This is a genomic window from Streptomyces cavernicola (assembly GCF_029968035.1).
In the GTDB taxonomy this organism is placed as follows: Bacteria; Actinomycetota; Actinomycetes; order Streptomycetales; family Streptomycetaceae; genus Streptomyces; species Streptomyces cavernicola.
The window spans coordinates 1-23,297 of record NZ_JASCIQ010000014.1 but is presented as its reverse complement, the minus strand read 5'-3'; the positions used below and the strand labels follow the sequence as shown (position 1 = coordinate 23,297).

Sequence of the window (23,297 nt, the reverse complement as noted above, 5' to 3'; positions counted from 1 at the left end):
CGTCATGACCGCCGAACCCGCCCCCGTCCTCACCCTGCGCCCCGCCACCCGCGGCGACCTGCCGTGCGTGCTCGCCCTGCTCGCCGACGAGGAGCGGGTCGTGGACCCGGGCACGGTCGCGGTGACGGAGGCGTACGAGCGGGCCTTCGCGGCGATCGAAGCGGACTCCCGCAACGAGATGCTGGTCCTCGTCGAGGACACGGCCGGCGAAGCCGAGGGTGGGACGGTGGTGGGCTGCCTGCAGGCGACCTACATCCCCGGCCTCGGCAAGGGCAGCGCCGAGCGGGCCCTGCTCGAAGCGGTACGCGTCCGCGCCGACCGGCGGGGCGGCGGCCTGGGCCGCACGCTCATGGAGCGCGCGATCGAGCGGGCCCGCGCGCGTGGCTGCCGCCTCGTCCAGCTGACGAGCAACAAGCAGCGGCAGGACGCCCACCGCTTCTACGCGCGGCTCGGCTTCACCCGCAGCCACGACGGCTTCAAGCTCGGCCTGTAGGGCCAAGTCCGCCCAGCGCGAGGGGGATTCGGCCGCGCGCCGACGCACCGTCCCCCGGCTCTCAGCTCCACCACAGGCCCAGAACCGGAGCCCGAAGCCCGAAGCAGTCGGCCGGACGGCCCCTCACAACCACCCCGCCCGCTGCGCCTGCAGGGCCAGTTGGAAGCGGTTCGCGGCGCCGAGGCGGGCCATCAGGATCTGCAGGCGGCGGAACAACGTACGGCGGCTGACGCCCAGTTCGCGGGCGATCACGTCGTCGGCCACGCCCCCGGCGAGGAGCCGAAGCAGGCGCCGGTCGGCGGGTGCGAGCCCGGCCGGGCGGGCGGTGCGGCCGTGGAAGGGGAGGGCGCCGCGCCAGCACTGCTCGAACAGGGCCACGAGCGCGGAGAGCAGCCCGCACGGCTGCACGACCAGCATCGAGTCGTGCACGTCGGACTCCCGGATCGACGACGACACCAGCGCGTACGCCTCGTCGATGATCACGAGCTTGACCGGCACCGAGTCGAGGACCCTGGCCTGCTCGCCGGCCTCGACGCACGGCTCGACGACCGTGGCCAGCTGGCCCGGATGTTCGAGCGACTCCCGCGAGTAGACGACACGCTGCGTCACCCCGCGGGCGATCGTGGCCAGAGCGTCGTCGATGGCCCCGGGGATGGGGAAGTACGGGGGCGACTCCAGCTGCCGGATCTGCTCGCGCGCACTGGCCCACGCCTGCCGGATCCGGGGGCCGATCGCCTCGCCCGTGACCACCTCGACCAGGTCGTCGGTGTGCGCGGCGAGCCGCAGCCGGCGGAACGAGTCGAACGCGCCGCCGACGGCGATGCGCGACTCGGCGAGCTCCGCCGCCCGGTGCCGGGCGAGGATCTCCAGGCCCGCGGCGGGCGGCACAGGGACCGCCAGATCCCCGTCCCGGCCGACGGCGCCGGCAAGACCCGCGTCCACCAACTCGCCGTAGGCCGCCGTGAGTTGGGCACCGCTCAGGTCCGCTGCCGCGCCGACCGCGGCCAGCGGGGCGGGGGCCCGTTCGAGGAGGGCCAGATAGGCCCGGCCCGCCGCCGGCCCGATGCCCAGGAGCCGGAGCGCCTCACCGATCTTCTCGTTCGCCATACCCCGCATTATCGAGCGTCCTCGCCGGACGGTGGCCGATTAGTGCCACTGGCACTCTGCGGCCCCGAACCCCGCCACGCACGGAGTACGGTCCCAGCGAACTCGACGACCAGACCTGGTCCCCCAGCCCTCTCAGCGGAAGAAGGTGCACGACGTGGCAAAGCGTCGCAAGAACGGCCTCTACTCGGGGATCTCCGAGGAACTGTCCGCCCTGATGCGGACCGGCTGGGCGGACACCGAACAGCACGACCTCGAACTCGCCGAGCAGGCCCCGTACGCGGCCGTCCGCCGCGCCGCGCTCTCCGCGCGCTTCCCCGGCGAACGCCTCGTGGTCCCCTCCGGCAACCTCAAGGTCCGCTCCAACGACGACACTTACCCCTTCCGCCCGTACTCCGGCTACGTCCACATGACCGGCGACCAGGCCAGGGACGGCGCGCTCGTCCTCGAACCCCGCGCGGACGGCGGCCACGACGCCTACTGCTTCCAGCTGCCGCGCGACAGCAGGGACGACGACGAGTTCTGGACCGGCTCGCACGCGGAGCTGTGGACCGGCCGGCGCCGCTCCCTCGCCGAGTCGGAGCGCGTCCTCGGCCTGCCCTGTCGTGACGTCCGCACGGCCGCCGCCGACCTGGCCGCGGCCCGTACGAAGAACCCGGGCGCGGCGACCCGCATCGTCCGGGGCGTCGACCCGGCCCTCGAAGCCGCCGTCGCCACCGACGAGGAGCGCGACGCCGAGCTGGAGGCCGCGCTCAGCGACCTCCGCACCGTCAAGGACAGCTGGGAGCTGGCCGAACTCCGCAAGGCCGTGGACTCCACGGTCCGCGGATTCACCGACGTCGTGGGGGAGTTGTCCCGCGCGATCGCCTCGTCCGAGCGCTGGATCGAGGGCTCGTTCTTCCGCCGGGCCCGCCTGGAGGGCAACGCCGTCGGCTACGGCACGATCTGCGCGGCCGGCGAGCACGCCACGATCATGCACTGGCAGGACAACGACGGCCCGGTACGCCCGGGGGACCTGCTCCTGCTCGACGCCGGGGTGGAGACCCACACCCTCTACACCGCCGACGTCACCCGCACCCTCCCGATCAGCGGCACGTTCACGCCGCTGCAGCGCGAGGTCTACGACGCCGTGTACGCGGCCCAGGAGGCGGGCATCGCGGCCGTCAAGCCGGGCGCCGCGTACCGCGACTTCCACGAGGCGGCCCAGCGGTACCTCGCGGCCCGGCTCGTCGACTGGGGCTTCATCGAGGGCCCCGCCGAGCGCGCGTACGAACTCGGTCTGCAGCGCCGCTTCACCATGGCCGGCACCGGCCACATGCTCGGCCTCGACGTCCACGACTGCGCCCAGGCCCGCACGGAGGAGTACGTCGACGGGGTGCTGATGCCGGGCATGTGCCTGACCGTCGAGCCGGGCCTGTACTTCCAGGCGGACGACCTGACGGTGCCCGAGGAGTGGCGCGGCATCGGCGTCCGCATCGAGGACGACCTGGTCGTCACCGAGGACGGCCACGAGAACCTGTCCGCGGGCCTGCCCCGCTCGGCGGACGAGGTCGAGGCGTGGATGGCGCGGTTCGCGGGCTGATCGACCCGCGTCGTCGACCCGGCACCGGCCCCCTCAGCGCCCGAGGGGGCCGGTGCCGGGAGACCGGGGCCGGGCCTTCGGCCTCAGGAGGAGCTCAGGAGGAGCTCAGGAGATCGTCGAGGTGTGGGACACCACGCGGCCCGCCGCCAGGTTCTCGGCGACCTCCTCGCGCCACACCTTGTCGGCCCGGCTGGTGTCCAGCTCGAACTCGAAACGGTTGGTCATCTCCGGGGTGATGTCCTCCACATCGACGTAGAACTGCTGGTACCAGCGCCGGAGTTGGTAGATCGGCCCGTCCTCCTCGGTGAGCAGCGGGTTGTCGACGCGGGCCTTGTTCTGCCAGATCTCCGCGTCCTGCCGGAAGCCGATCTCCACGCCCGCGCCGAACTGCTGGGCCGCCGCGTTCGCCGCCTCGTTGTCCATGCCGGGCAGCTTCTTCACGATCACGCCGAACTGCAGCATGAACGCGTCCTGCCGCACCGGATAGTGGCTGTTGATCAGCACAGCCTCCAGCTCCTGGCCGCCGCCGACCGGGCTCCACAGGTAGTCGATCATGTAGGAGGGCCCGTAGTACGCGGCCTCGGAGCGGTTGACCGCGGGTTCGGTGCCGGGCGGGACCATGCCGAGGTCGTAGTCCTGGCGGTACTCGAAGTTCATCCGCTGGGCCGCGGTGTGGCCTTCGAGGACGTTCTGGAAGTACGTGGGGAACGAGTAGTGCACGTAGAAGAAGTGCGCCATGTCGGAGTTGTTGTCGATGATCTCGCGCGGGTGCGAGCCCTCGATCAGGATCTGGTTCCAGGTCCACTGGCTCCATTCGTCGCTGAACGCGCCCTCGATCCGCGGGATCGCCTGCTCCGGGATCGGCGGGTTGCCCTGCGGGTCGTGCCAGACGAACAGCTGCCGGTTCTCCTCCAGCGTGGTCCAGCTCCGGGTCTTCGCGGCCCGCGGCACCCGCCGGGCGTACGGGATGCCGGCGCAGCGCCCGTCGCCCGACCAGCGCCAGTCGTGGAACGGGCAGGCCACCGCGTCGCCCTTGACGGTGCCCTGGCTCAGGTCGCCGCCCATGTGCGGGCAGTAGGCGTTGAGGACGTGCAGCTCGCCGCTCTCGCCCTGGAACACCACGAGCTTGGTGCCGAACGCCTCGATCTGGTGCGGCTTGCCGTCCTTGAACGACTCGGCCAGGCCCAGGCAGTGCCAGCCGCGGGCGAAACGGTCCGGCATCGCGCCGGTCTTGATCGCGTGGAAGCTCATGACGCGTCCTTCATGTGGGTGGCGGCGACATAGCCGAAGGTCATGGAGGGCCCGATGGTCGAGCCGGGGCCGGGATAGGTGTCGCCCATCACGGCCGCCGAGCAGTTGCCGGTGGCGTACAGGCCGCCGATCGGCGTGCCGTCCTCACGCAGCACGCGCGCGTGCTCGTCGGTGAGCAGCCCGCCCTTGGTGCCCAGGTCGCCGGGTTTCACCGGCAGCGCGTAGTACGGGCCCCGGGTCAGCGGATGAAGGTTGGGGTTGGGCAGCGTGGGGTCGCCGTAGTAGCGGTCGTACGTGCTGTCGCCGCGCCCGAAGTCGGCGTCCCTGCCCTGCTCGGCAAGGGAGTTGAAGCGCTCGATTGTCTGCTCAAGCGCTTCCGCGGGGACGTCGATCTGCGCGGCGAGTTCCCGCACCGAGTCGGCGGTCTTGAGGATGCCCTCGTCCTCGAACGCCTTCGGGAACTTCTGGCCCGGCACCAGGCCGACGAACGGGTAACGCTTGCGCGTGACCGAGTCGATGATGATCCAGGAGTTCTCGGGCGCGCTCGGGCTCGCGTACATCGCGTCCACGAACTCGTGGTACGGGGCGGCCTCGTTGACGAAGCGCTTCCCCTCGCCGTTCACGATCACCATGCCGGGCACGGCGCGGTCCGCGACCAGGAAGAACAGCCCGCCGCCGGGAACCGGCGTGGAGGGCGCGCCCCACACCTTGTCCATCAGGGCGAGCGCGGCGCCCGCGTCGACCCCGGCCGTGAGCACGTCCCCGATCTGTCCCGGCGAGGAGTGCGTCCAGGACGCGGACGTGGGCCGCGGCAGGTACTTCTCCCGCAACTCCTGGCTGTGCGAGAAGCCGCCCGCGGCGAACACCACACCCCGCCTCGCCCGTACGGTCACCTCGCGCCCGTCCCTCTCGACGCGCAACCCGACGGCCTTGCCGTCCTCCAACACCAGCTCACGGAAAGGGGAGTTGAGCCACAGGCCGCCGCCGGACGCGGCAAGGGCGAGCCGCAGACGACCGACCAGGGCGGTGCCGAGCGCCGCCATCTTCTTGCCGGTGAGCAGATTCTTGGCGGCCGCCGCCGCCATCTTCGCCGCAGTCCTGCGGCCCTTCCACGTACGGGCCGCCATGTTGAGGAAGCGGAAGTCGTACTGCGTGATCGTCAATCCGTACGTGGGCAGCTCGTTGGTCCGCAGATTCGCCTGCTCCGGGCCGAGCTTGCGCAGGTCGAGGGGGTCCGGCTCGATGGTCCGGCCCGCCGGCTTGCCGCCCTTGCGCTCGGGATAGTAGTCCGCGTACCCCGGCACGTACTTGAACCGCACCCAGTCCGTGCGCTCGTGCAGAAAGCGCAGCATCTGCGGGCCCCGCTTCAGGTAGGCCGCCTTGCGCTCCTCGCTGACCTGGTCGCCGACGGTGGCGTCCAGGTAGTCCATGGCGTTGTCGAACGAGTCGCGCTGCCCGGCCTGTTGGAGGTAGAGGTTGTCCGGTATCCACAGCCCGCCCCCGGACAGCGCGGTGGAGCCGCCGTACCGGTCGGTCTTCTCCACCACCAGGGCGGACATGCCGTGCAGCTGCGCGGTGATCGCGGCGGTCAGGCCGCCCCCACCGGAGCCGACCACCACCACGTCGTACTCGTGATCCCAGTCCACTGTGACTGTTCCCTTCGCCGAAGCCAGAGCGATAGCCGAAGCCGAAGCTGGGCGTGGACCCGGTCCGATCCGTACCGGCACAGCCGGTCGTGCGCCCTCTCTCCCGGGCCCCTCGGGAGTGACTGCACGCTCCAACCTGGCCGCCCCGGCGGACAAGCCGCGCTTCCCACTCAGTGGGAGCACGACCCTCGGATCACCGGCTCCCGGCCGCGCCGTCCAGTGCCTTTTCGACGGCATCGCACCAGGTCAGGCCCGCCCGAGCCATGGTCAGGGCGTACGAGTGGAGGAGATCGGCGGGTTCGTCAGGGGAGGACGGCGGCCCCTCGGGTGTGAACCGGGCGATCCACTCCTCGAACTCCCGGCGCTTGGCGCGGATCAGCGGCAGCGCCTGGGCCGGGCTGAGCGACTGCACGAACTGCAGCTTCAGCAGGGCCTCGTCGCGCAGCTGCGGCGGCGCGGGCGGTCTGACGAGCCACGCGTCCAGGGCCCGCCGACCCCGTTCGGTCACGTGCCACACCACCTGGCGGCGCCCGCCCCCGCTCTCCTCACCCGTGATGAACCAGGCCTCGCGCAGCCGCTTGAGCTGCGGATAGAGCTGGGCGTAGCTGACACCCCAGAAGGCGTCCACGGTCTCCGCGCAGGCCTGCTTGATCTCGTACCCGGACCGCGGCCGCACCGCGATGAACCCGAGCGCGGTCCACGCGGTCGCCGTCAACTCGACCTGCTCCGGCTGGACCTGTTCCGGCTCGGCCTGCTCCGGCTGGACGTTGTCCGGCTCGGCGTCGTCCGGCGGATCGATCTGCTTCAAGGGGCTTGCCACCTCCATCTATCTTCCATATATATGGGCAACCTATCCGGCTGCCGGTCGTCGAAGTACCGGCAGCGGCCCCTTCCTCGGGGAGCGCCCGGTCCGGCGCATTCCCCCTCCGCCTCGCGAAGCCTCGTACCCCCTCGCGAACCCATGTCCCTGGAGGACAGATGGCACCCTGGATCGGATCGATAGACCAACTCGGCTATGTGGTACGGGACATCGACGCCGCGATGCGGCACTGGACGGCGAACCTCGGCGTCGGCCCGTTCTTCCACTTCCCGCAGGCCGCCATCGCCCGCACCTTCTACCTGGGCGAACCCACCGATGCCCGGATCGCCGTCGGTATCGCCCAGGCGGGCGACGTACAGATCGAACTCATCCAGCAGCTCAACCCCGAAGCGCCCAGCGCCTACCGCGACTTCCTCAAGGAGCGCGGCGAAGGCCTGCACCACGTGGGGCACTTCGCCACCGGCCAGGGCGACGACACCTACGACGCGTTCCTCGCCCGCTTTGCCGAGGCCGACGTCGAGCCCTACCACCACGGCGACTCCGGGCCCGGCAGCCGCTTCGCCTATCTGCCCACCGAGGAGCACGGCGGCACCGTCGTCGAGGTCATCGAGACCGCGCAGTGGGGCGGCTTCTTCGACACGATCCGGGAGGCGGCCCGCGGCTGGGACGGCAGCGACCCCGTACGCGAGATCACCGTCCCCTGACCGTCCCCGATCCCCCTGACCGCCCCCGATTCCGCTGCCCGTGCGAGCTCCTTGCCCGTACGAGACCTTTGACGTACGAGACCCTCCGACCGGAGAGGACCGACCGACCATGCGCGCACTGCGCCTGCACGGACCCGAGGACCTGCGCCTGGACGACGTGCCGGAGCCCGAACTGCGGCCCGGCACCGTCAAGATCAAGGTCGAGTGGTGCGGGATCTGCGGCTCCGACCTGCACCTCTACCAGGCGGGCCCGGCCGCCTTCGGCCTCGACGCCCCGCACCCGATCACCGGCGAGGGCGCGCCGGTGATCATGGGCCACGAGTTCGCCGGCCGGATCACCGAGGTCGGCGCGGGCGTCACCGGGCTCGCCGTCGGCGACGCTGTCTGCGTCGAGCCCGAGCTCTACGACGACACCTGCGCGTACTGCCGCCGGGGCGACTACAACCTGTGCCTGCAGTCGGGCTTCGTCGGCATCAACGGCTGGGGCGGCGGCCTCTCTGAGTACGCGGTGCTGCCGCGGCGGATGGTGCACCGGCTGCCGGACGGCATCGGCACCGACGTCGGCGCCCTCGTCGAACCCCTCGCCGTGGCCTGGCACGCCGTGCGCCGGGCGGAGCTTCCGCCCGGGGCCACCGCCCTGGTCGTCGGCGCCGGGCCGATCGGCCTCGGCGTGCTGTCCGCCCTCGGCGCGACCGGTGCGCGACTGGTCGCCGTCAGCGAACCCAGCACCGCCCGCCGGGAGCTGGCCGCCCGCCTCGGCGCCGACACGGTGCTCGACCCGACGCGGGACGACGTGCCCGCGCGGGTACGGGACCTCATGGACGGCCTGGGCGCGGACGTCGCCTTCGACGCGTCCGGCCTTCAGGTCACCCTGGACACCGCGCTCGGCTCGCTCCGTAAACGCGGCACCGCGGTCAACCTCGCGGTGTGGGAGCAGCCCGCGCAGATCGCGCCCACCCAGCTGATGCTCACCGAGACCTCCCTCACCTCCACCATCGGCTACTCCGGCGCGGACTTCCCCGCCGTGATCGCCGCCCTCCGCCGCGGCGTCCTCGACGCCGCGCCTTTCATCACCACCCGCATCCCGCTGGAACGGGCGATCCAGGACGGTTACGAGGCGCTGCTCGGCGCGGGACGCGAGGAACAGGTGAAGGTGCTGGTCCACCCCTGAGGCCGGCCCGGGTGCGGTCACGGCCCCGGGGGCCTGTCGTCCACAGGCCCCAGGCCCCCACGCCCCCAGGCCCCACGCCCCCAGGCCCCAGGCCTCCTGGGCCCCAGGCCTCCTGGGCCCCAGGCCTCCTGGGCCCCAGGCCTCCTGGGCCCCAGGCCTCCTGGGCCCCAGGCCCCAGGCCTCCTGGGCCCCCGCCTCCCGCCGAGGGGAAACAGGGTCTTGCAACTTGGTGACGGTCGTCCAATAATCGACTGGACGCCGCGGTCGGTCGTGCTCGCCGACCGTGCTGCGCGTCTGCCGTCGTGCGCCCCTAGGGGGCGTCTCCCCGATCTTTGCTGGTCCGCGACGCCTGGCACGCACTCTCGCCGCACGCCCGAATCACCCAAGTACGTCCAGTACGAGGGAGATCCGGTCGCACGCCGAGAGCACGCACCAGACGCCGCGGCCTGATCCGCAAAGATCGGAGAGACACCCCCTGGGGCCGCCGGACGAACCACCCTGAAAGGCGCCCCATCGTGACCGACCCCGTGACCTCATCCGCACGCACCCAGGACGACCTGGCGCGACGTGCGCAGGAGCTGGACGCCGCAGACCCGCTGCGCGCCTACCGCGACCACTTCCTCACCCCGGAGGGCGGCGATGTGATCGCCTACCTCGACGGCAACTCGCTCGGCCGCCCGCTCGCCGCCACCGCCGAGCGGATGGAGCGCTTCGTCGCCGAGGAGTGGGCGGGCCGCCTGATCCGCGGCTGGACCGACGGCTGGCTTGACTGGCCGCAGTCCGTCGGCGACCGCATCGCCGCCGCGGCCCTCGGTGCTGCCGCAGGCCAGACGGTCGTCGCGGATTCGACCACCGTCATGCTCTACAAGCTGGCGCGCGCAGCCCTCGACCTCACACCCGGCCGGCACGAGATCGTGCTCGACACGGACAACTTCCCCACCGACCGCTACGTACTCGAAGGCATCGCCGCCGAGCGCGGACTGCGGCTGCGCTGGATCGAGGCCGACCCGGCGGCGGGCGTCACGGACGAGCAGGTCGCCGCGGCCGTCGGCCCGGACACCGCGCTGGTCGTCCTCAGCCACGTCGCCTACCGCTCAGGACACCTGGCCGACGGCGCCGCCATCACCCGCACCGCGCACGCCGCGGGCGCCCCGGTCCTGTGGGACCTGTGCCACTCCGCAGGCTCCGTACCCGTCCGACTGGACGCCTGGGAAGCCGACTTCGCGGTCGGCTGCACGTACAAGTACCTCAACGGCGGCCCCGGCGCGCCCGCGTTCGGCTACATCGCCCGACGCCACCAGGACGCCACGCAGCAGCCCGTCTGGGGCTGGATGGGGCGCAAGGACGCCTTCGAGATGGAGCAGGGCTACGTCCCGGCGCCGGGCGTGCGCTCCGCGCTCAGCGGCACCCCGCCGATTCTCGCGATGGTGCCGCTCCTCTCGAGCCTGGACATGCTGGAGGAGGCGGGCATCGAGGCGGTGCGCGCCAAGTCCGTCCAACTGACTGAGTTCTCCCTGGAGTTGGCGCACGCCTGGCTCACCGAGCACGGCGTCCGGGTCGCCTCGCCGCTCGCCGCCGACGAGCGCGGAGGTCATGTCACCCTGTGCCGTGCCGACTTCCGCGAGCTGACGCAGGAGCTGTGGAAGCGCGGCGTCGTCCCGGACTTCCGCGCCCCGGACGGCATCCGGATCGGCCTCGCCCCGCTCAGCACCTCGTACGACGAGGTGTACCGCGGCATGGCCGTCCTCGCCGACCTCGTGCGCGCCGGGGCGAAGACATCGGCGGACGCCCGATGACGGCCCCGACCGGGCCCGCAGCCCGGACCGCGACGGAACCTTCGGTGGCCGAAGAGCCCGAACTGCAGCGGAGTCTGACGCACCGCCAGATCACCATGATCGGCCTCGGCTCGGCGCTCGGCACCGGCCTGTTCCTCGGCTCCGGCTCGGCCATCGCCACCGCGGGCCCGGCCGTGATCGTGTCGTACGCGCTCGGTGCCACCCTCGTCGGCATCATCGGCCTGGTGCTCGGCGAGCTGACGATCGCGCACCCCGAGCGGGGCTCCTTCGGCGCCGTGGCGCGCCGCTACCTCGGGCCGTGGGCGGGCTTCCTCGTCCGCTGGCTGTACTGGCTGGGCGCCGTGGTCGCGGTCGGCGGCGAGGTCGTGGCCGCCGCCCTCTACCTGCAGTTCTGGTGGCCGCAGCTGCCGACGACCGTCGGCATCGTGCTGGTCGCCGGGATCGTGCTCGGCGTGAACCTGGTGAGCGTGAAGTCGTTCGGCGTCGCCGAGTTCTGGTTCTCCACCGTCAAGGTCACCGCACTCCTCGTGTTCATCGTGTGCGGCGCGCTCCTCGTCTTCTTCGGACTGCCGGGCACACCCGCCGCCGGGCTCGGGAACGTGACGGGCGACGGCGGCTTCTTCCCCGAGGGCTCGGGCGCGGTGTGGGTGGCGATGGCCGTGGTGATGTTCGCCTTCGCCGGGTTCGAGACCACGTTCATCTCGGCGGCCGAGACCTCCGACCCCGGCCGGTCCATCCGTACGGCCATGCGCTCCCTGGTGTGGCGCCTCGGACTCTTCTACGTCGTGTCGATCTCGCTGGTGATCGCGCTGATCCCCTGGCGGGACAGCGCCGCCGGCGACGGCAGTGTGCAGGCCAGCCCGTTCGTCCAGGTCTTCGCGGACATCGGCGTGCCGGCCGCGGCCTCGCTCACCAACGCAGTCGTCCTGGTCGCCGCCGTCTCCGCCGCGAACGCCAACCTCTACGGGGCCAGCCGGCTGCTGCACTCCCTGGGGCACGAGCGCCTCGCGCCGAAGGCGCTCGGCAAGCTGAACGGGCGGGGCGTGCCGGTCAACGCGCTGCTCGGCTCGGCCTGCGGCATCGCCGTCGCCGCCGGACTGGCCGGCTACGGGGTGGACAACGTCTTCGACGCCCTCGTGTCCATCGCGATCTTCGCGATCCTGCTGGTCTGGCTGCTGATCCTCGCTTCGTACCTGCGCTTCCGGCGCGGGCAGGACCCGGCGGTCGCGGGGGAGCGCGGCGGCCGGACGCCCGGCGGGCGGATCACCGCCTGGGTCGGCATCGCCGGGGTGCTCGCGGTCGTGGCCACGGCGGCCGTCGTACCGCCGATGCTCGACGCGGCGCTCGTCGGCGGCGGCTTCACGCTGCTGCTGTCCGCCGTGTACCTGCTCGGCATCCGGCGGCGAACGGCGCGTACGGCCGAAGCCGCCTGACCGGAGTGGCCGCTCAGCGGGACCGGACTCGCGTCACATGGCGTCGGGCCGGTCCCGCGAGCCGTGCGTGCAGCTCGTCGAAGACCTCGGAGGCCTCGGTGCCGCTCCACTTCGCGGGCAGCAACTCCCGGGCCACACCCGGGTCCAGGTACACGAGCCGGCGCCAGTCCGTGAGCACCCGCACATGCGCGACGAAGGCCTCCGCGTCGGACAGCTTCTCGCCCCGCTCCAGGCGCTCGACCACCGGTCGGTGGGTGGCGAGGAACCGGAGGTACAGCGCCTGCAGGCTCTCGGTGTCCCACCAGGTGCGCACCTTGGCCGACAGGTCGGGGGCCACCGCGAGGTAGTCGGACCGGAAGACGTCCGTGTACGAGCGCAGCTCGAGGCGGGCCAGCATCGCCTCCACCTCGTCGTGCACGTGTCCGGGCGCGATCCACACCCCGGAGGACACCGCGCCGAAGCCGAGCCGGGTCAACTCGGTGCGCAGCGTGTGCCGTTTGGCCCGCTGCGACTCCGGGACCGAGAAGACGACCAGGACCCAGCCCTCGTCGAGGGTGGCGCGGCGGGCCTGGAAGATGCGCTCCCGGCCGTTGCGCAGCATCGCCTCCGCACCTTCCGAGAGGCGGTAGCCGGCGGCCCCTTCGCGGGACTCGGACTCCAGCATGCCGTTGCGCTTGAGCCGGGAGACGGCGGAGCGCACGGCCGCCTCGTCGATCCCGAGGTCGGCCAGGAGGTGGACGAGGGAGGCCACGGACATCCAGTTCCCGCCGGACGCTCCGTAGAGACCGTAGATCGTCACAATGGACTGCCGCGGCGGCACATGCCCCGCCGGTCCCCAGTCCTCGTTCTCGCTGCCCGTCACCCTCGCCACGGCCCCATCCTAGGTCACCGTTTCACATGCTGGACGACCGTCATGGCAACGGCATTCGACACCGGTCAACGAGGCCGACGGCAACGGGAGTTGAAGTTGCCCGCGCCGCCGCTCTCCTCGGCGACAATGAGTCCATGATCGCCATGCCGCCCCAAGGGCCCGTGGATCCGCCACGCATCGTCACCGAGCTCGCGGCGGGGCAGCTGCCTGTACGAGCCGTCTGGCGGAACGAACTCGGCGGGCTGACCTTTCAGGTCGGCCTCGGCGACGCACGGCGGTTCGTGAAGTGGACGCCGGCGGGCAGCGGCATCGACCTGGCCGCCGAGGTGGCGCGCCTGCGGTGGGCGGCGGGGTTCACCGTGGTGCCGCGGGTGCTGGGGGAGGGGGCCGACTCCGCGGGCTCGTGGATCGTCACGCGAGGCCTGCCCGGACGTTCGGCGGTGGACGAGCACTGGCAGTGCGACCCCGGCACGGCGGTCCGCGCGGTCGGCTCCGGGCTGCGGGCGCTGCACGACGCCCTGCCCGTCGCCGACTGCCCGTTCGACTGGTCCGCCGAACTGCGCCTGCGGTGCGTACGGGAACGGGCGGCGGCGGGCCTGATCGACCCGGCGGACTGGCCGGAGGAACTGCGTCACTTCGGCACCCTCGATCAGGCGCTCGGCGTGCTCGCCGACATCCCGCCCGTCGACCGGCTCGTGGTCTGCCACGGCGACGCCTGCGCTCCCAACACCCTGGTCGGCGACGACGGCGCGTGCACCGGCCACGTCGACCTCGGCACGCTCGGCATCGCGGACCGCTGGGCCGACCTCGCCGCCGCCACGTGGAGCACCCGGTGGAACTACGGCCCGGGTTGGGAAGAGCCGCTGCTCGACGCGTACGGGGTGGAGCCCGACTGGAACCGGATCGGGTACTACCGACTGCTGTGGGAACTGTCGGACTGACCCCGCGCGCGCTCCCACACGGCCTGAACCCCGTCGACCGAACCGTTATCTCCATACCGACCAGTTGGATTGACGGTTCGTCAGGGATCCGCTGTGATGCATCGCACCCATCGCGCTGTTACCTCTGGAGGGCCCATGTGGAGTCCCGTACGAAAAGCGTTCGCAGTGCTAGGGGGTGTCTCTCCGATCTTTGCGGATCAGGCCGCGGCGTCTGGTGCGTGCTCTCGGCGTGCGACCGGATCTCCCTCGTACTGGAGGTACTTGGGTGATTCGGGCGTGCGGCGATGGGGGTACCTCCCTGCTCGAGCGCAGCCGAGAGCTTGGGGGAGCGTGCCAGGCGTCGCGGACCCGCAAAGATCGGGGAGACGCCCCCTAGGTACCGCGGTCGCGACGACCGTCCTCGTCACCGGATCGGGACCGGCCGTCGCCGGACAACCCCGGCTCGCGGCGGGGGCGGACGACCGGCCGCTGCGCATCCTGATCAGCAACGACGACGGCTACCGCCACCCGTACATACGGCAGTTGCAGGCCGCCCTGAAGGGGGCGGGGCACAAGGCGGTGATCGTCGCACCCGCCGAGGACCAGTCGGGGCGCGGCACCGGCCTGACCCTCTCCGCCAAGGCGACGATCCGCGCCGAGCAGGCCGAGCCGGACATCTGGTCGGTGACCGGCACTCCCGGAGACGCCGTCAACTTCGGCCTTGAGCACGTTTTCGGCAGCGCCGCACCGGACCTCGTCGTCTCCGGTGTCAACGCCGGGGCGAACGCGGGCACCGCCGTCAACCACTCCGGAACGGTGGGGGCCACGGTCGCCGCAGCGGATGCGGGCATACCGGCGATCGCCGTCAGCGCCGACGCCGACCTGACGAACCCGGACGACCGCTACCCGTCCGCACCCCAGGCGGCGGCGTTCGCCGAGCGGGTCGTCGAGCGCCTCGCGCGGACCGCCGACACAGGACCGCTGCTGCCGGCCGGCGCCACGCTCAACATCAACTATCCGGCGCACCCTGACGGTGGGGTCGCCTTCACCAACCTCGGCAAGGCGCGGAACTACACGTTCTCGTACGTCCCCGATCCGGCTTCCTGCGCGACCTGTTACAAGCCGAAGCTCGGCTACGACCCGAACGCACCGGAGTCCGTCCGCAACGCCGACACCAGCGCGCTGGCCGCGAACGACGTCTCTCTTTCGCTGCTCACCGCCGACTGGGGCGCGAACGGCTGGGCCGCCGGGGCCCGACCGCCGTCCACGGAGGACGTCCAGCGAACCAAAGCGCGCTTGACCGGACTGCGCCCCTGATCCACGGGCCTCGCGGCGGCCGACAGGGCGGGCCCTGCGACGGGCCGGTGTCGCGTGGTGAGGGGCGGGCGGCCGAGGGTGTGGGCCTCGGCCGCCTTACTCCGTCTCGGCCACCGCGGAGTGCGCGGGCCTGGGGCGGTCGTGGGGCGGGGTGGCGGTGGTGTCGTGGTCGCTGACCAGCCAACCGCCGACCACCAGGCCGACTATGAGCATGACCACGTGGCGGTTCTTCTTCCACCAGGTCGGCGGAGTCGGCTTGGCGAGCACGTACTGCACGGGTTGAGGCTTGGGCACGACGCAACTCCTTCCTCGAGCAGGCGGGATGAGCAGGGCGAGCAGGATGGGCCGGGCACATACGCCGCTCAACTGGCATGCGGTGAGCGCCCTCAGGTCTTCGGGATCCGGCTGCCCGTCTGATGCCAGTGTGGATCAGACGGCGGGTCCGCAGCCACAGAATTTCCCGCGGTGCGGTCGCGAACCAGGGTGTTGCGGAGGGCCATTGAAAACAAATGGCGAAACTGTTTTTATGGATCCTGGTCGGGTGGGGACTCAACTCCGCCCCGTTTCCCAGGAGTTCCCCATGGAACTGCTCCGCGACTTCCTCGACTGGGCCTGGCCCCGCCACCTCAACCCTGTGAGCTGGTACATCAGGCCGCTGTTCTTCCTGCCGATCGCCTACTTCTGCTGGACCAGGCGGCCCGTGGCCCTGACGGCGACGGTGGTCGCGATGCTGTCGAGCTTCTTCTGGTTCCCCGCGCCGGCGCCCGGCGCGATCGACCCGCAGATCCAGGGCGTACTGGACATGGAGGAGCGACTCTTCGTCGACCCCACCTGGATCACCTGGGTCACCCTGCCGACGATCCCCGCACTCCTCGCGGGCCTCTGCCTCGCGTTCTGGCGGCACTCCATCGGCTGGGGGCTGCTCGTCATCGACGCCGGACTCGCGTTCAAGATCGCCTGGGCGTACGCCAATTCAGGATCCGACGGCGGTGCCACACTCCTGCCGCTCGGCCTCGGCGGCGCCCTGATGACCGCAACCGTCCTGGTGATCGCCCGACGGCGCGGGCTGCGCATCAGCCTCCGCACCCAGGCCCCGGCGGCCGACGCCACCAGCGCGGGCACCACGCCTCCACCGGCCCCTCCTTCACCCGTACCTCGCCCTTCCACGGCATCATCGTGAAACCATGCGGCCGAACCATCCGCAGGGAAGCCCGCAGGGAAGCCCGCAGGGAAGCCCGCAGGGAAGCCCGCAGGGAAGCCCGCAGCAAAGGCTCCGGGGAAGCCCGCAGAGAAGCCCACGAGGAAGGCGCCCATGCCGCCGAAGTTCTCCGCCGAGGAGAAGGCCCGCATCACCCGACTCCTCCTCGACAACGGACGGCGCCTGTTCGCCACCCAGGGCCTGCGCAAGACCTCCCTGGAAGAACTCGTCGCGCCGGCCGGCGTCGCCAAGAGCAGCTTCTACGCCTTCTTCGACTCCAAGGAAGACCTCTACCTGGAGCTGATGCTGTGCCAGTCCGGCGAGGTGAAGCGCAAGGTCATCGACGGCGGCCTGGACGCCGGGACCGACACCCGTGACGCGCTGCGCCGCTTCCTGCGCGCCACCCTGGACGAGCTGGCCTCCAGCCCCTTGTGGAGCCGGCTGATGACCCACCCCGACGAGATGCAGGCCGTCGCCCGCAAACTCGACGCCGAACGGCTCGCCGCCCTGCAGTCCGGGGACAACCCCGTCACCGCCCTCGCAGGCTTCGTCGACGCACGCCGAGCAGAGGGCCAACTCATCGACGTACGGCCCGAGTTGATCGTCGGTGTGCTGCAATGCGTCCTGCTCGTCCCGCTGTTCGCGGAACGGCTCGGCACACCGGACGTACAGGCCCGAGTCCTGGACCTGCTCGTGGACATAGTCTCGGCGGGCCTGGCCCCCCGCCGAGACGCAGAACCTCTGACGTCCTCTGACGTTCTCTGACGTCCTGTCAGGGGCGGGAGCAGCCCGAACCGCCTCCCGCCCCGACGCACCCTCGTGGCAACCCTGTTCAGGCGGGAACGAGTTCGGCCGACAGGAACTCCGTCACGGCCTTGTCGGTGCGGCGGTCGAACTCGGCGTAGTGGGCCGCGCGTTCGGCTCCGGTCACGGCGTCGCCGACGAGGAGGTTGCCCTCGGCGTCGATGCGCTGGGGGCGCTCTTCGGCGTCGGGCAGGAGGGCGACGGAGGAGTGGGCGAACCCGCAGTAGTAGGCGATGCCTTCGTTCAGGTTGGTGTCGAGGACGGTCTGCATGCCCTCCGTGACGGGGTCGTCGGCGGTGGCTCCGGCCAGGCCGAGCCACAGCATGCGCTTGCCTGCGAGGCGCGGCTTGCTGTGGCCGTAGGCGAACCCGTAGTTCCACACCCGGTCGATCCAGCCCTTCAGCAGGGCGGGCACGCTCTGCCAGTACACCGGGAACACGGCGACGACGACATCGGCGTCGAGCACCCGCCGCATGTGCGCCCGCACCTCCTCCGAGTACGGCTTCTCCCGGTCACCCCACTCCGGCTGGTCCGCGACGTTCATCCGCGGATCGAACCCCTCGGCGTGCAGATCGAGCAGATCCACGGAGTACCCCGCGGCCTCCAACCGCTCGACGGTACGGCGGGTGGTGTGCGCGGTCAGCGAATCCGCGCGGTGGTGCGCCATGACGACAAGGGCGGTCCTGGCCGGGCTGTTGCGGTGCGGCATGGTTGTCTCTCCAGACGGTCGCGATCACTTGAACAACTCCAGTACAACCGCGGCGAGTTGGATGATCCATGGGAGAAACTCTCCACCGCATAGGAGATCGTCTACGCTGACTGCTCGTGGATCCCTTGAGCTCTCTCCTCAGCGGCATCCGGGCCGAAGGCTCGGTCGTCACCCACGCCGTGCTCGAAGCACCCTGGACCATCCGCTTCGCCGACCGCGCACCCCTCACCATGGTCAGCGTCCTGCGCGGCAGCGGCACCCTGCTGCTGTCCGACGGCACCACGCAAACCGTCGGCGTCGGCGACACCGCCATCGTCCGCGGCCCCGACCCCTTCCACCTCGCCGACCGCCCCGACTCCGTCCAACACCCCCACGCCCAGTACGAGATCGCCTGCTTCACGGAGCAGCCCGCCTGCACCGCCCAGAACCTCGACGGCATCCGCTGGGACAGCGACCCCGACGGCGCGACCGCACTCATCGTGGGCGCCTACCGCGCCTCCGGCCGCCGCCACGAACGCCTGCTGCGCACCCTGCCCCCCGTACTCGTGGTCAACGAGGGCACCGACGTCTGCGCCTGGCTGGAGACAGCCGCCGCCGACGCCGCCCGACGCAGCGCCGGCTCACAAGCGCTGATGGACCGACTCCTCGACTGGGGCCTCGTCTGCACCCTGCGCACCTGGTTCGAGCAGGCCGGACCCGAAGCCCCCAGCTGGTACCGCGGCCTGGCCGACCCCGTCCTCGCCCCCGCGCTCCGCGCCTTCCACGCCCGCCCCGCCGAGGGGTGGACGGTCGGAGCGCTCGCCGCCGAATCCGGCGTCTCCCGGGCCCTGTTCGCCAAACGCTTCTCCGAGACCATGGGGCGCCCGCCGCTGACGTACCTCACCGAATGCCGCATGGACGAAGCCGAGACGCTCCTGTCCGACACGGACCTCGCCGTCGCCCAGATCGCCAGGACCGTCGGATACGCCGACGCCTTCGGCTTCAGCGCCGCGTTCAAACGCCACCGCGGCCTGAGCCCCACCGCCTTCCGCAGCCAAGCCGCCGCCTGACACCGGCCCGCCCCGCCCCATCGCCCTCGCGGGCTCAGAGCTCTCTCGTGTCCGGGGCGAAGAAGTCCATGTCCTGCCAGAGCTCGTCGACATGGGAGATCGCCGACCGGCTCTTCGCCGGGTCGATGGCGCACAGCGCCGCGGCGAGCCCGTACGAGAGGCTCAACGCGGCCGTCATGGACGGGAGATGGGACACGCCCTCGGCCGGGACGACCAGCGCGTGGTCGGCCAGCTGCGCCGCGGGGGAGTGCTGGGTGTCGGTGATGACGCAGGTCGTCGCGCCCCTCCGGCGGCCGAACCGCAGCCCGGCCACGGTCTGCTTGTAGTGCTGCCAGAAGCTGAACGCCACAATGCAGTCGTCCGAGGTCAACCGCACCAGCGCATTGGCGAGTTGAGCGCCGCCGCGATCCTCCACGTCGATGTCGTACCCGCGGCTGGCCGCGATGATCGCCAGGGCCTGCGCCGGCAGGGCATGGGTGCCGCTCGCGATGACGACGGTACGCCGGGCCGCGCTGATCGCCTCGACGATCGCGGCGCCCTGCTCGAAGTCGAACGCGTGCAGGCACGAGTTGAGGTTCTCCGCGTCCTGCGCGAACGCCGAGGCGATGATCCCGGCGTGCCCCGAGGTCGGTGTGCTGGCCTCGACGTCGAAGCGGCGCACGACGTACATCGACCGGAACTCGGCCTGGAACGGAGGCCAGCCGGCGAATCCCAGCGACTGCGCGAAGAACAGGCCGGGCGAGCCGGCGTCCGCATCGGCTTCGGCACCGACCTGCACGGCGAGATGCACAGCTACCAACTGGCGGAGTTCACCCTCCGCGCCAAGCTCCAGGAGCCCGCCGACATCCTCCGGTCGGCGACCGTCGTGGGCGCCGAGATCGTCGGCATGCCGGGCGAGATCGGCGAGATCACCGAAGGAGCCCACGCCGACCTGCTCGTCGTCGAGGGCAACCCCCTCGACGACCTCTCGGTACTGACCGCCCCCGACCGGAACCTGCGCCTCGTCATGCGCGCCGGACACATCGTCAAGAACGAACTCAGCATCGGAGTTGGCGCCAACGAGCGCCACGTGAACGCGGGGGAGCGGGGCGCCCGCAGAAGGGGCGGGCGAACGCTCGCCCCGGCGGGAGCCCCCGTACGATGCCCGCGTGGAAGAGATCATCGACTACGGACAGTTCGCGGAGCGGCTCCACCGCCAACAGGGCCGATTTCGCTGGGAGTTGCTCGACGCGGTGCAGCGCGAGTGGGGGTACGAGGACCCGGGAGGCGAGCCGGTCGCCTCCCGCTGGGGCGGGGAGAACTCCACCGAAGAGATCGACGAGAGCCTGCCCGTCCCCGCGGCGCTCGCCGAATGGTGGGACTCCCCGGTCAACTCCTTCGCGTTCCGGCCCCGGTTGTACTGGACGCACACGCAGTGGCCGCCGGCCATCTGGGTCGACGAGTACGCCGACCTGGGCGATGACGAGGACGACTACGACGACGCGTACCTGGACCCGGCGCGGGCCGACGGACTGCCCGAGGACGACCCGCTCCTGCCGCCGGACGCCCCCGACCGGCGGATCTGCATCTTCATGTCCGAGTACCAGTACTGCAACCAGTGGGGCTACCTCGCCGCCGAGGCCTCCCAACCCGACCCCCGCGTACTGGTCAACAACGGCGGCTTCTGGGAACTGCAGAGCCGGTCGCTGTCCGAGTTCTTCCTCCACCTGGCCCTGGTACGCCTTCCGGGCACGTACGGCTGGACCCTCCGAGTGCCCCGCTCGCACGTCGAGGACGACCCGGCGGCCCTGGACCGACTGACGGCCTCGTACCGGGAGTTGGGGCTGCTGCCGTGGCAGGAGATGGGCTGCGATGCACTGATGTACGGCGGCCCGGATGCGCTCATCTCCCAATACCGCGCCCCGAGAACCGACTTCGCTCTGCTGATCCACGGCCGGACCCGCACCGCGCTGCTCCAGGTCGCCGAGACACTGGGCATCTCCTGCACCGACAAGGACATCGACCCGCCCAGCGAGATCCCCGAACCCCTGGAAGAACTAGGCCCGTTCACGCTCACCGACGGTGACACCGACGGCCGCGGACGCTGGCGGGCGACCTCCACCGACGGCGACGCCCCGGCCGCCGCCACTGTCCCGTCCGTGCTCCGCGCCCTGCCGGACCGCACCGCCACCGCCCTCGACGCGGACGCCACCCTGGCCGCCGCGGGCGACGCCTCAGGCCGCGTCCACCTGTCGTGGTCCACCACCGAAGCAACCACCGAAGCAACCGCCGAGGCGACCGCCGACGGGCCCTCCGCGGTGGCCGGTGAGCCGCTGCACCGTGCCGCGGTGACCGCCCTCGCCTGCGTCCGGCTCGACGACGCCCACCGGGCCGTGGTCAGCGGCGACGCCCACGGCGTCCTCCGCTACTGGCACACGGACCGCAACCCGCGGCCGCTCCCCTTCGACCGACGCCGCACCGCCGTCACCGCACTCACGGCCGCCGGCCTGACCACCGGCCCCGCGCTGGCCTGCGCCTGGGCCGACGGACTCGTCCGCATCTGGGACCTCAACTCCGACGCGGTGGCCCAACTGCGCCTCGGCACCGGCATCACGGCCCTCTCCCTGAACAGCGACGGCACGCTGTACGTCACCGGACCGTCCGGCCCGTTGGCACTGCACCTCGACACGGAAAAGCTCTGGCCGCACCGCGCACTCCAGTCCCGCCTCGACGACATCGACTGGGGTTCGTACTGGTCCGCACGAGGCCCCGCGCACGCGGTACCCGGCCTGATCGGCAAGGTGGCATCCGACGACAAGCAGACCGCCATGGACGCGGTCCACGACCTGTACCGGCTGCTGGTCTCCAAGAGCGCGGGGCTGACCGCCGCCGCACCCGCGGTGCCGTTCCTCGCCGAGCTGATGACCGACCCCGACAACCAGGCCCGCCCCACCCTGCTGCTCCTCATCGCGGACATCGCCGACTGCGACAGCCCGGAGAACAGAGCCGCGGTACGGGCGACACTGCCCGCCCTCCGCCACCTGCACGACGACCCACTGCCGTCGATCCGCTGGGCGGCTGCAGAACTGGAAAAGCACTGCGCACCACGGCAGGGAGAGAATTAGACGAGCCGACCTACGACGCGTCGCGCGAGCTGATCCACGACGCGTCGTGCGGGCTGCACCAGTCAGTCCGGACCGCCGCTCCAGTCGAAGGGGAAGTGCTTGCTCGACTTCCCGGAGCGATCCCAGGAGAAGCCGAACGCGTCGGCACGGTCGGTGGTGGCCCGCCCCCAGGTGGCGACCTGGCCCGGCCCGACCTCGGCGCCCGGCGCATTGAGCACCTGCACCCGTGCCCCGTCCGGAGTCGTCGGCCCGCTCAGCGCCTCGGCGGTCGCCGACACACGCCCGGGAACCTCGGCACGCCAGCCGCTCATGTCCTCGTCGACCTCGATACGGATCGGAGCGAACTCCATGCCCCGCATCTCGGCGCCGAACATTTCACCGAACTCCGCAGGCCAACCGCCTGCCTGGCCGCCGAAGATGGTCTGCAGGGCGGCGCGCTGACTGTCGTCCGCGCGCTCGTCGAGGAAGATCGCGGCGTACGCGTCGGTGTGCTTACGGGCCCAGACGTCGCCCACGAAGGAGCCGAGCATCAGCACGTTGAGATCGTCGAGCCGTACGTCCCCGAAGTTGCCTTCCCGGATGTGCCAGGCCAGCACGCCTTCGCAGTCGCCGTAGGTGGGGGGCTGGGCAAACGCGCAGGGGCACGGGATGGCGCACTTGCACACGTCGAACCAGTCGCCGGCCAAGTGCCAGCGCGTATCGGTAGTTACCCGTTCCGTCATCTCGCTTCCCTCCCGCCGTGAACCCACGAGGGCCCACTCGGAGTGGCGAGACCGCGCCCCGAGCCCGCTCCCGGGATCGCAAGCGGCCTCCCTTCCATCGTGCGCCTCACGGACCAGGGAAGCGAGCGCCTACATCGGCATCTGCGACTCGGACATCTCGAGGCCGGGAAGCAGCCCTTCCTGGAAGGGAGCGAGCACGGCCAGAACAAGGAAAGCGAGGCCGACCGTCCAACTGAGCCACGGCCCCCACCGCCACAACTTCTCCAAGAAGATCACCGCCGCAAGACCGGCCATGGCGGCCACGTTCATCACGCCGAGCGGGAGGAGGACGACCATCAAGCCCCAGCAACAGCCCACGCAGTACAGCCCGTGGTGCATGCCCACCCGCAGATCTCGGACGCCCGGCCGCCAACGCGCGTACTGCACCAGGTGCGCCAGCGGATTCCGACAGTGGAGCAGACACACCCGCTTCAGCGGCCCGAACTGATACAGCCCCGCGAGCAGGAAGGCGGCGAAGCCCAACCACCGCCCCGCACCGGGATGGTCGTCCACCAGCCTCCCGGTCGCAGCCAGTGCCCCGTACGCGACGAGACCGAACGCCGC

General features: G+C 71.4%; 22 protein-coding genes and 1 pseudogene. 13 read left to right on the top strand and 10 right to left on the bottom strand.

What is annotated here, in order from left to right; genetic code table 11:
• Window positions 1–4 precede the first annotated feature (4 nt).
• Window positions 5–493, top strand: a complete 489-nt coding sequence (locus QIS96_RS15030; RefSeq protein WP_282543073.1) for a GNAT family N-acetyltransferase — start codon at window positions 5–7, stop codon at window positions 491–493.
• Between the two features lie 123 nt (window positions 494–616).
• Here QIS96_RS15030 and QIS96_RS15025 read toward each other — a convergent pair whose 3' ends face one another.
• Window positions 617–1,600 (bottom strand): helix-turn-helix domain-containing protein, encoded by a 984-nt coding sequence (locus tag QIS96_RS15025; RefSeq protein ID WP_282543072.1) that lies wholly within the window; start codon window positions 1,598–1,600, stop codon window positions 617–619.
• A gap of 154 nt (window positions 1,601–1,754) precedes the next feature.
• Between QIS96_RS15025 and QIS96_RS15020 the strand changes: the two genes are divergently transcribed.
• A complete protein-coding gene (locus tag QIS96_RS15020) occupies window positions 1,755–3,179 on the top strand; it encodes an aminopeptidase P family protein (RefSeq protein WP_282543071.1) in 1,425 nt (474 codons plus the stop codon).
• A gap of 105 nt (window positions 3,180–3,284) precedes the next feature.
• Here the strand turns inward: QIS96_RS15020 and QIS96_RS15015 are convergent, their stop codons facing one another.
• The 3 genes from QIS96_RS15015 to QIS96_RS15005 form a co-directional block, all read right to left on the bottom strand.
• Window positions 3,285–4,430: a Rieske 2Fe-2S domain-containing protein gene (locus QIS96_RS15015; RefSeq protein ID WP_282543070.1), complete on the bottom strand. Its 1,146-nt coding sequence runs from the start codon at window positions 4,428–4,430 to the stop codon at window positions 3,285–3,287.
• Window positions 4,427–6,076 carry an FAD-dependent oxidoreductase gene (locus QIS96_RS15010; RefSeq protein ID WP_282543069.1) on the bottom strand — a complete coding sequence of 550 codons (1,650 nt, stop codon included), beginning with the start codon at window positions 6,074–6,076 and terminating at the stop codon, window positions 4,427–4,429. Before QIS96_RS15010 ends, QIS96_RS15015 begins: the two co-directional genes overlap by 4 nt.
• Before the next feature lie 193 nt (window positions 6,077–6,269).
• The gene (locus QIS96_RS15005) at window positions 6,270–6,884 is read right to left on the bottom strand and encodes a PadR family transcriptional regulator (RefSeq protein WP_282543068.1); all 615 of its coding nucleotides are present in this window, start codon (window positions 6,882–6,884) and stop codon (window positions 6,270–6,272) included.
• A gap of 170 nt (window positions 6,885–7,054) precedes the next feature.
• Here QIS96_RS15005 and QIS96_RS15000 point away from each other — a divergent pair, with 170 nt between their 5' ends.
• The 4 genes from QIS96_RS15000 to QIS96_RS14985 all read left to right on the top strand — a co-directional run bounded on the left by QIS96_RS15000 (window position 7,055) and on the right by QIS96_RS14985 (window position 12,000).
• Window positions 7,055–7,600, top strand: coding sequence for a VOC family protein (locus QIS96_RS15000; RefSeq protein WP_282543067.1), 546 nt, complete (start codon window positions 7,055–7,057; stop codon window positions 7,598–7,600).
• 109 nt (window positions 7,601–7,709) lie between these two features.
• On the top strand, window positions 7,710–8,771 hold the full coding sequence (locus QIS96_RS14995; protein WP_282543066.1) for a 2,3-butanediol dehydrogenase: 1,062 nt from the start codon (window positions 7,710–7,712) through the stop codon (window positions 8,769–8,771).
• A 515-nt stretch (window positions 8,772–9,286) separates the two neighbouring features.
• Window positions 9,287–10,567, top strand: a complete 1,281-nt coding sequence (gene kynU / locus QIS96_RS14990; RefSeq protein WP_282543065.1) for a kynureninase — start codon at window positions 9,287–9,289, stop codon at window positions 10,565–10,567.
• Complete coding sequence (locus QIS96_RS14985) at window positions 10,564–12,000, top strand: amino acid permease (protein ID WP_282543064.1); 1,437 nt, start codon at window positions 10,564–10,566, stop codon at window positions 11,998–12,000. Before kynU ends, QIS96_RS14985 begins: the two co-directional genes overlap by 4 nt.
• 13 nt (window positions 12,001–12,013) lie before the next feature.
• Here QIS96_RS14985 and QIS96_RS14980 read toward each other — a convergent pair whose 3' ends face one another.
• On the bottom strand, window positions 12,014–12,871 hold the full coding sequence (locus QIS96_RS14980; protein WP_282543063.1) for a PaaX family transcriptional regulator: 858 nt from the start codon (window positions 12,869–12,871) through the stop codon (window positions 12,014–12,016).
• A 134-nt stretch (window positions 12,872–13,005) separates the two neighbouring features.
• On the opposite strand from QIS96_RS14980, the gene QIS96_RS14975 reads away from it, so the two are divergent.
• Together QIS96_RS14975 and surE are read left to right on the top strand one after the other, a co-directional pair.
• Entirely contained in the window at window positions 13,006–13,812 is an 807-nt protein-coding gene (locus QIS96_RS14975; RefSeq protein ID WP_282543062.1) for an aminoglycoside 3'-phosphotransferase, read from the top strand.
• 330 nt (window positions 13,813–14,142) lie between these two features.
• Window positions 14,143–15,108, top strand: coding sequence for a 5'/3'-nucleotidase SurE (gene surE, locus QIS96_RS14970; protein ID WP_282543061.1), 966 nt, complete (start codon window positions 14,143–14,145; stop codon window positions 15,106–15,108).
• Between the two features lie 96 nt (window positions 15,109–15,204).
• Here surE and QIS96_RS14965 read toward each other — a convergent pair whose 3' ends face one another.
• On the bottom strand, window positions 15,205–15,402 hold the full coding sequence (locus tag QIS96_RS14965; protein ID WP_282543060.1) for a hypothetical protein: 198 nt from the start codon (window positions 15,400–15,402) through the stop codon (window positions 15,205–15,207).
• A 286-nt stretch (window positions 15,403–15,688) separates the two neighbouring features.
• On the opposite strand from QIS96_RS14965, the gene QIS96_RS14960 reads away from it, so the two are divergent.
• Both QIS96_RS14960 and QIS96_RS14955 read left to right on the top strand, forming a co-directional pair.
• Window positions 15,689–16,288, top strand: a complete 600-nt coding sequence (locus tag QIS96_RS14960; protein WP_282543059.1) for a hypothetical protein — start codon at window positions 15,689–15,691, stop codon at window positions 16,286–16,288.
• A gap of 132 nt (window positions 16,289–16,420) precedes the next feature.
• Complete coding sequence (locus QIS96_RS14955; protein ID WP_282543058.1) at window positions 16,421–17,071, top strand: TetR/AcrR family transcriptional regulator; 651 nt, start codon at window positions 16,421–16,423, stop codon at window positions 17,069–17,071.
• Window positions 17,072–17,138: 67 nt separating this feature from the next.
• Here QIS96_RS14955 and QIS96_RS14950 read toward each other — a convergent pair whose 3' ends face one another.
• Entirely contained in the window at window positions 17,139–17,819 is a 681-nt protein-coding gene (locus QIS96_RS14950; protein ID WP_282543057.1) for an NAD(P)H oxidoreductase, read from the bottom strand.
• 116 nt (window positions 17,820–17,935) lie between these two features.
• On the opposite strand from QIS96_RS14950, the gene QIS96_RS14945 reads away from it, so the two are divergent.
• Window positions 17,936–18,868 (top strand): AraC family transcriptional regulator, encoded by a 933-nt coding sequence (locus QIS96_RS14945; protein WP_282543056.1) that lies wholly within the window; start codon window positions 17,936–17,938, stop codon window positions 18,866–18,868.
• A gap of 34 nt (window positions 18,869–18,902) precedes the next feature.
• Here QIS96_RS14945 and QIS96_RS37855 read toward each other — a convergent pair whose 3' ends face one another.
• Window positions 18,903–19,538 (bottom strand): MurR/RpiR family transcriptional regulator, encoded by a 636-nt coding sequence (locus QIS96_RS37855; RefSeq protein WP_408907190.1) that lies wholly within the window; start codon window positions 19,536–19,538, stop codon window positions 18,903–18,905.
• Here QIS96_RS37855 and QIS96_RS37850 point away from each other — a divergent pair.
• Both QIS96_RS37850 and QIS96_RS14935 read left to right on the top strand, forming a co-directional pair.
• Window positions 19,425–19,835 (top strand): annotated as a pseudogene (locus QIS96_RS37850) (amidohydrolase family protein); the annotation flags it as partial. The gene QIS96_RS37855 and the pseudogene QIS96_RS37850 overlap by 114 nt on opposite strands.
• Before the next feature lie 181 nt (window positions 19,836–20,016).
• Window positions 20,017–21,972, top strand: coding sequence for a WD40 repeat domain-containing protein (locus QIS96_RS14935; protein WP_282543054.1), 1,956 nt, complete (start codon window positions 20,017–20,019; stop codon window positions 21,970–21,972).
• A gap of 62 nt (window positions 21,973–22,034) precedes the next feature.
• Here QIS96_RS14935 and QIS96_RS14930 read toward each other — a convergent pair whose 3' ends face one another.
• Both QIS96_RS14930 and QIS96_RS14925 read right to left on the bottom strand, forming a co-directional pair.
• Window positions 22,035–22,694 (bottom strand): DUF1326 domain-containing protein, encoded by a 660-nt coding sequence (locus QIS96_RS14930; RefSeq protein ID WP_282543053.1) that lies wholly within the window; start codon window positions 22,692–22,694, stop codon window positions 22,035–22,037.
• A gap of 129 nt (window positions 22,695–22,823) precedes the next feature.
• Window positions 22,824–23,297 (bottom strand): DUF2182 domain-containing protein (locus tag QIS96_RS14925; protein ID WP_282543052.1); only part of this gene is annotated, 474 nt, incomplete at its 5' end.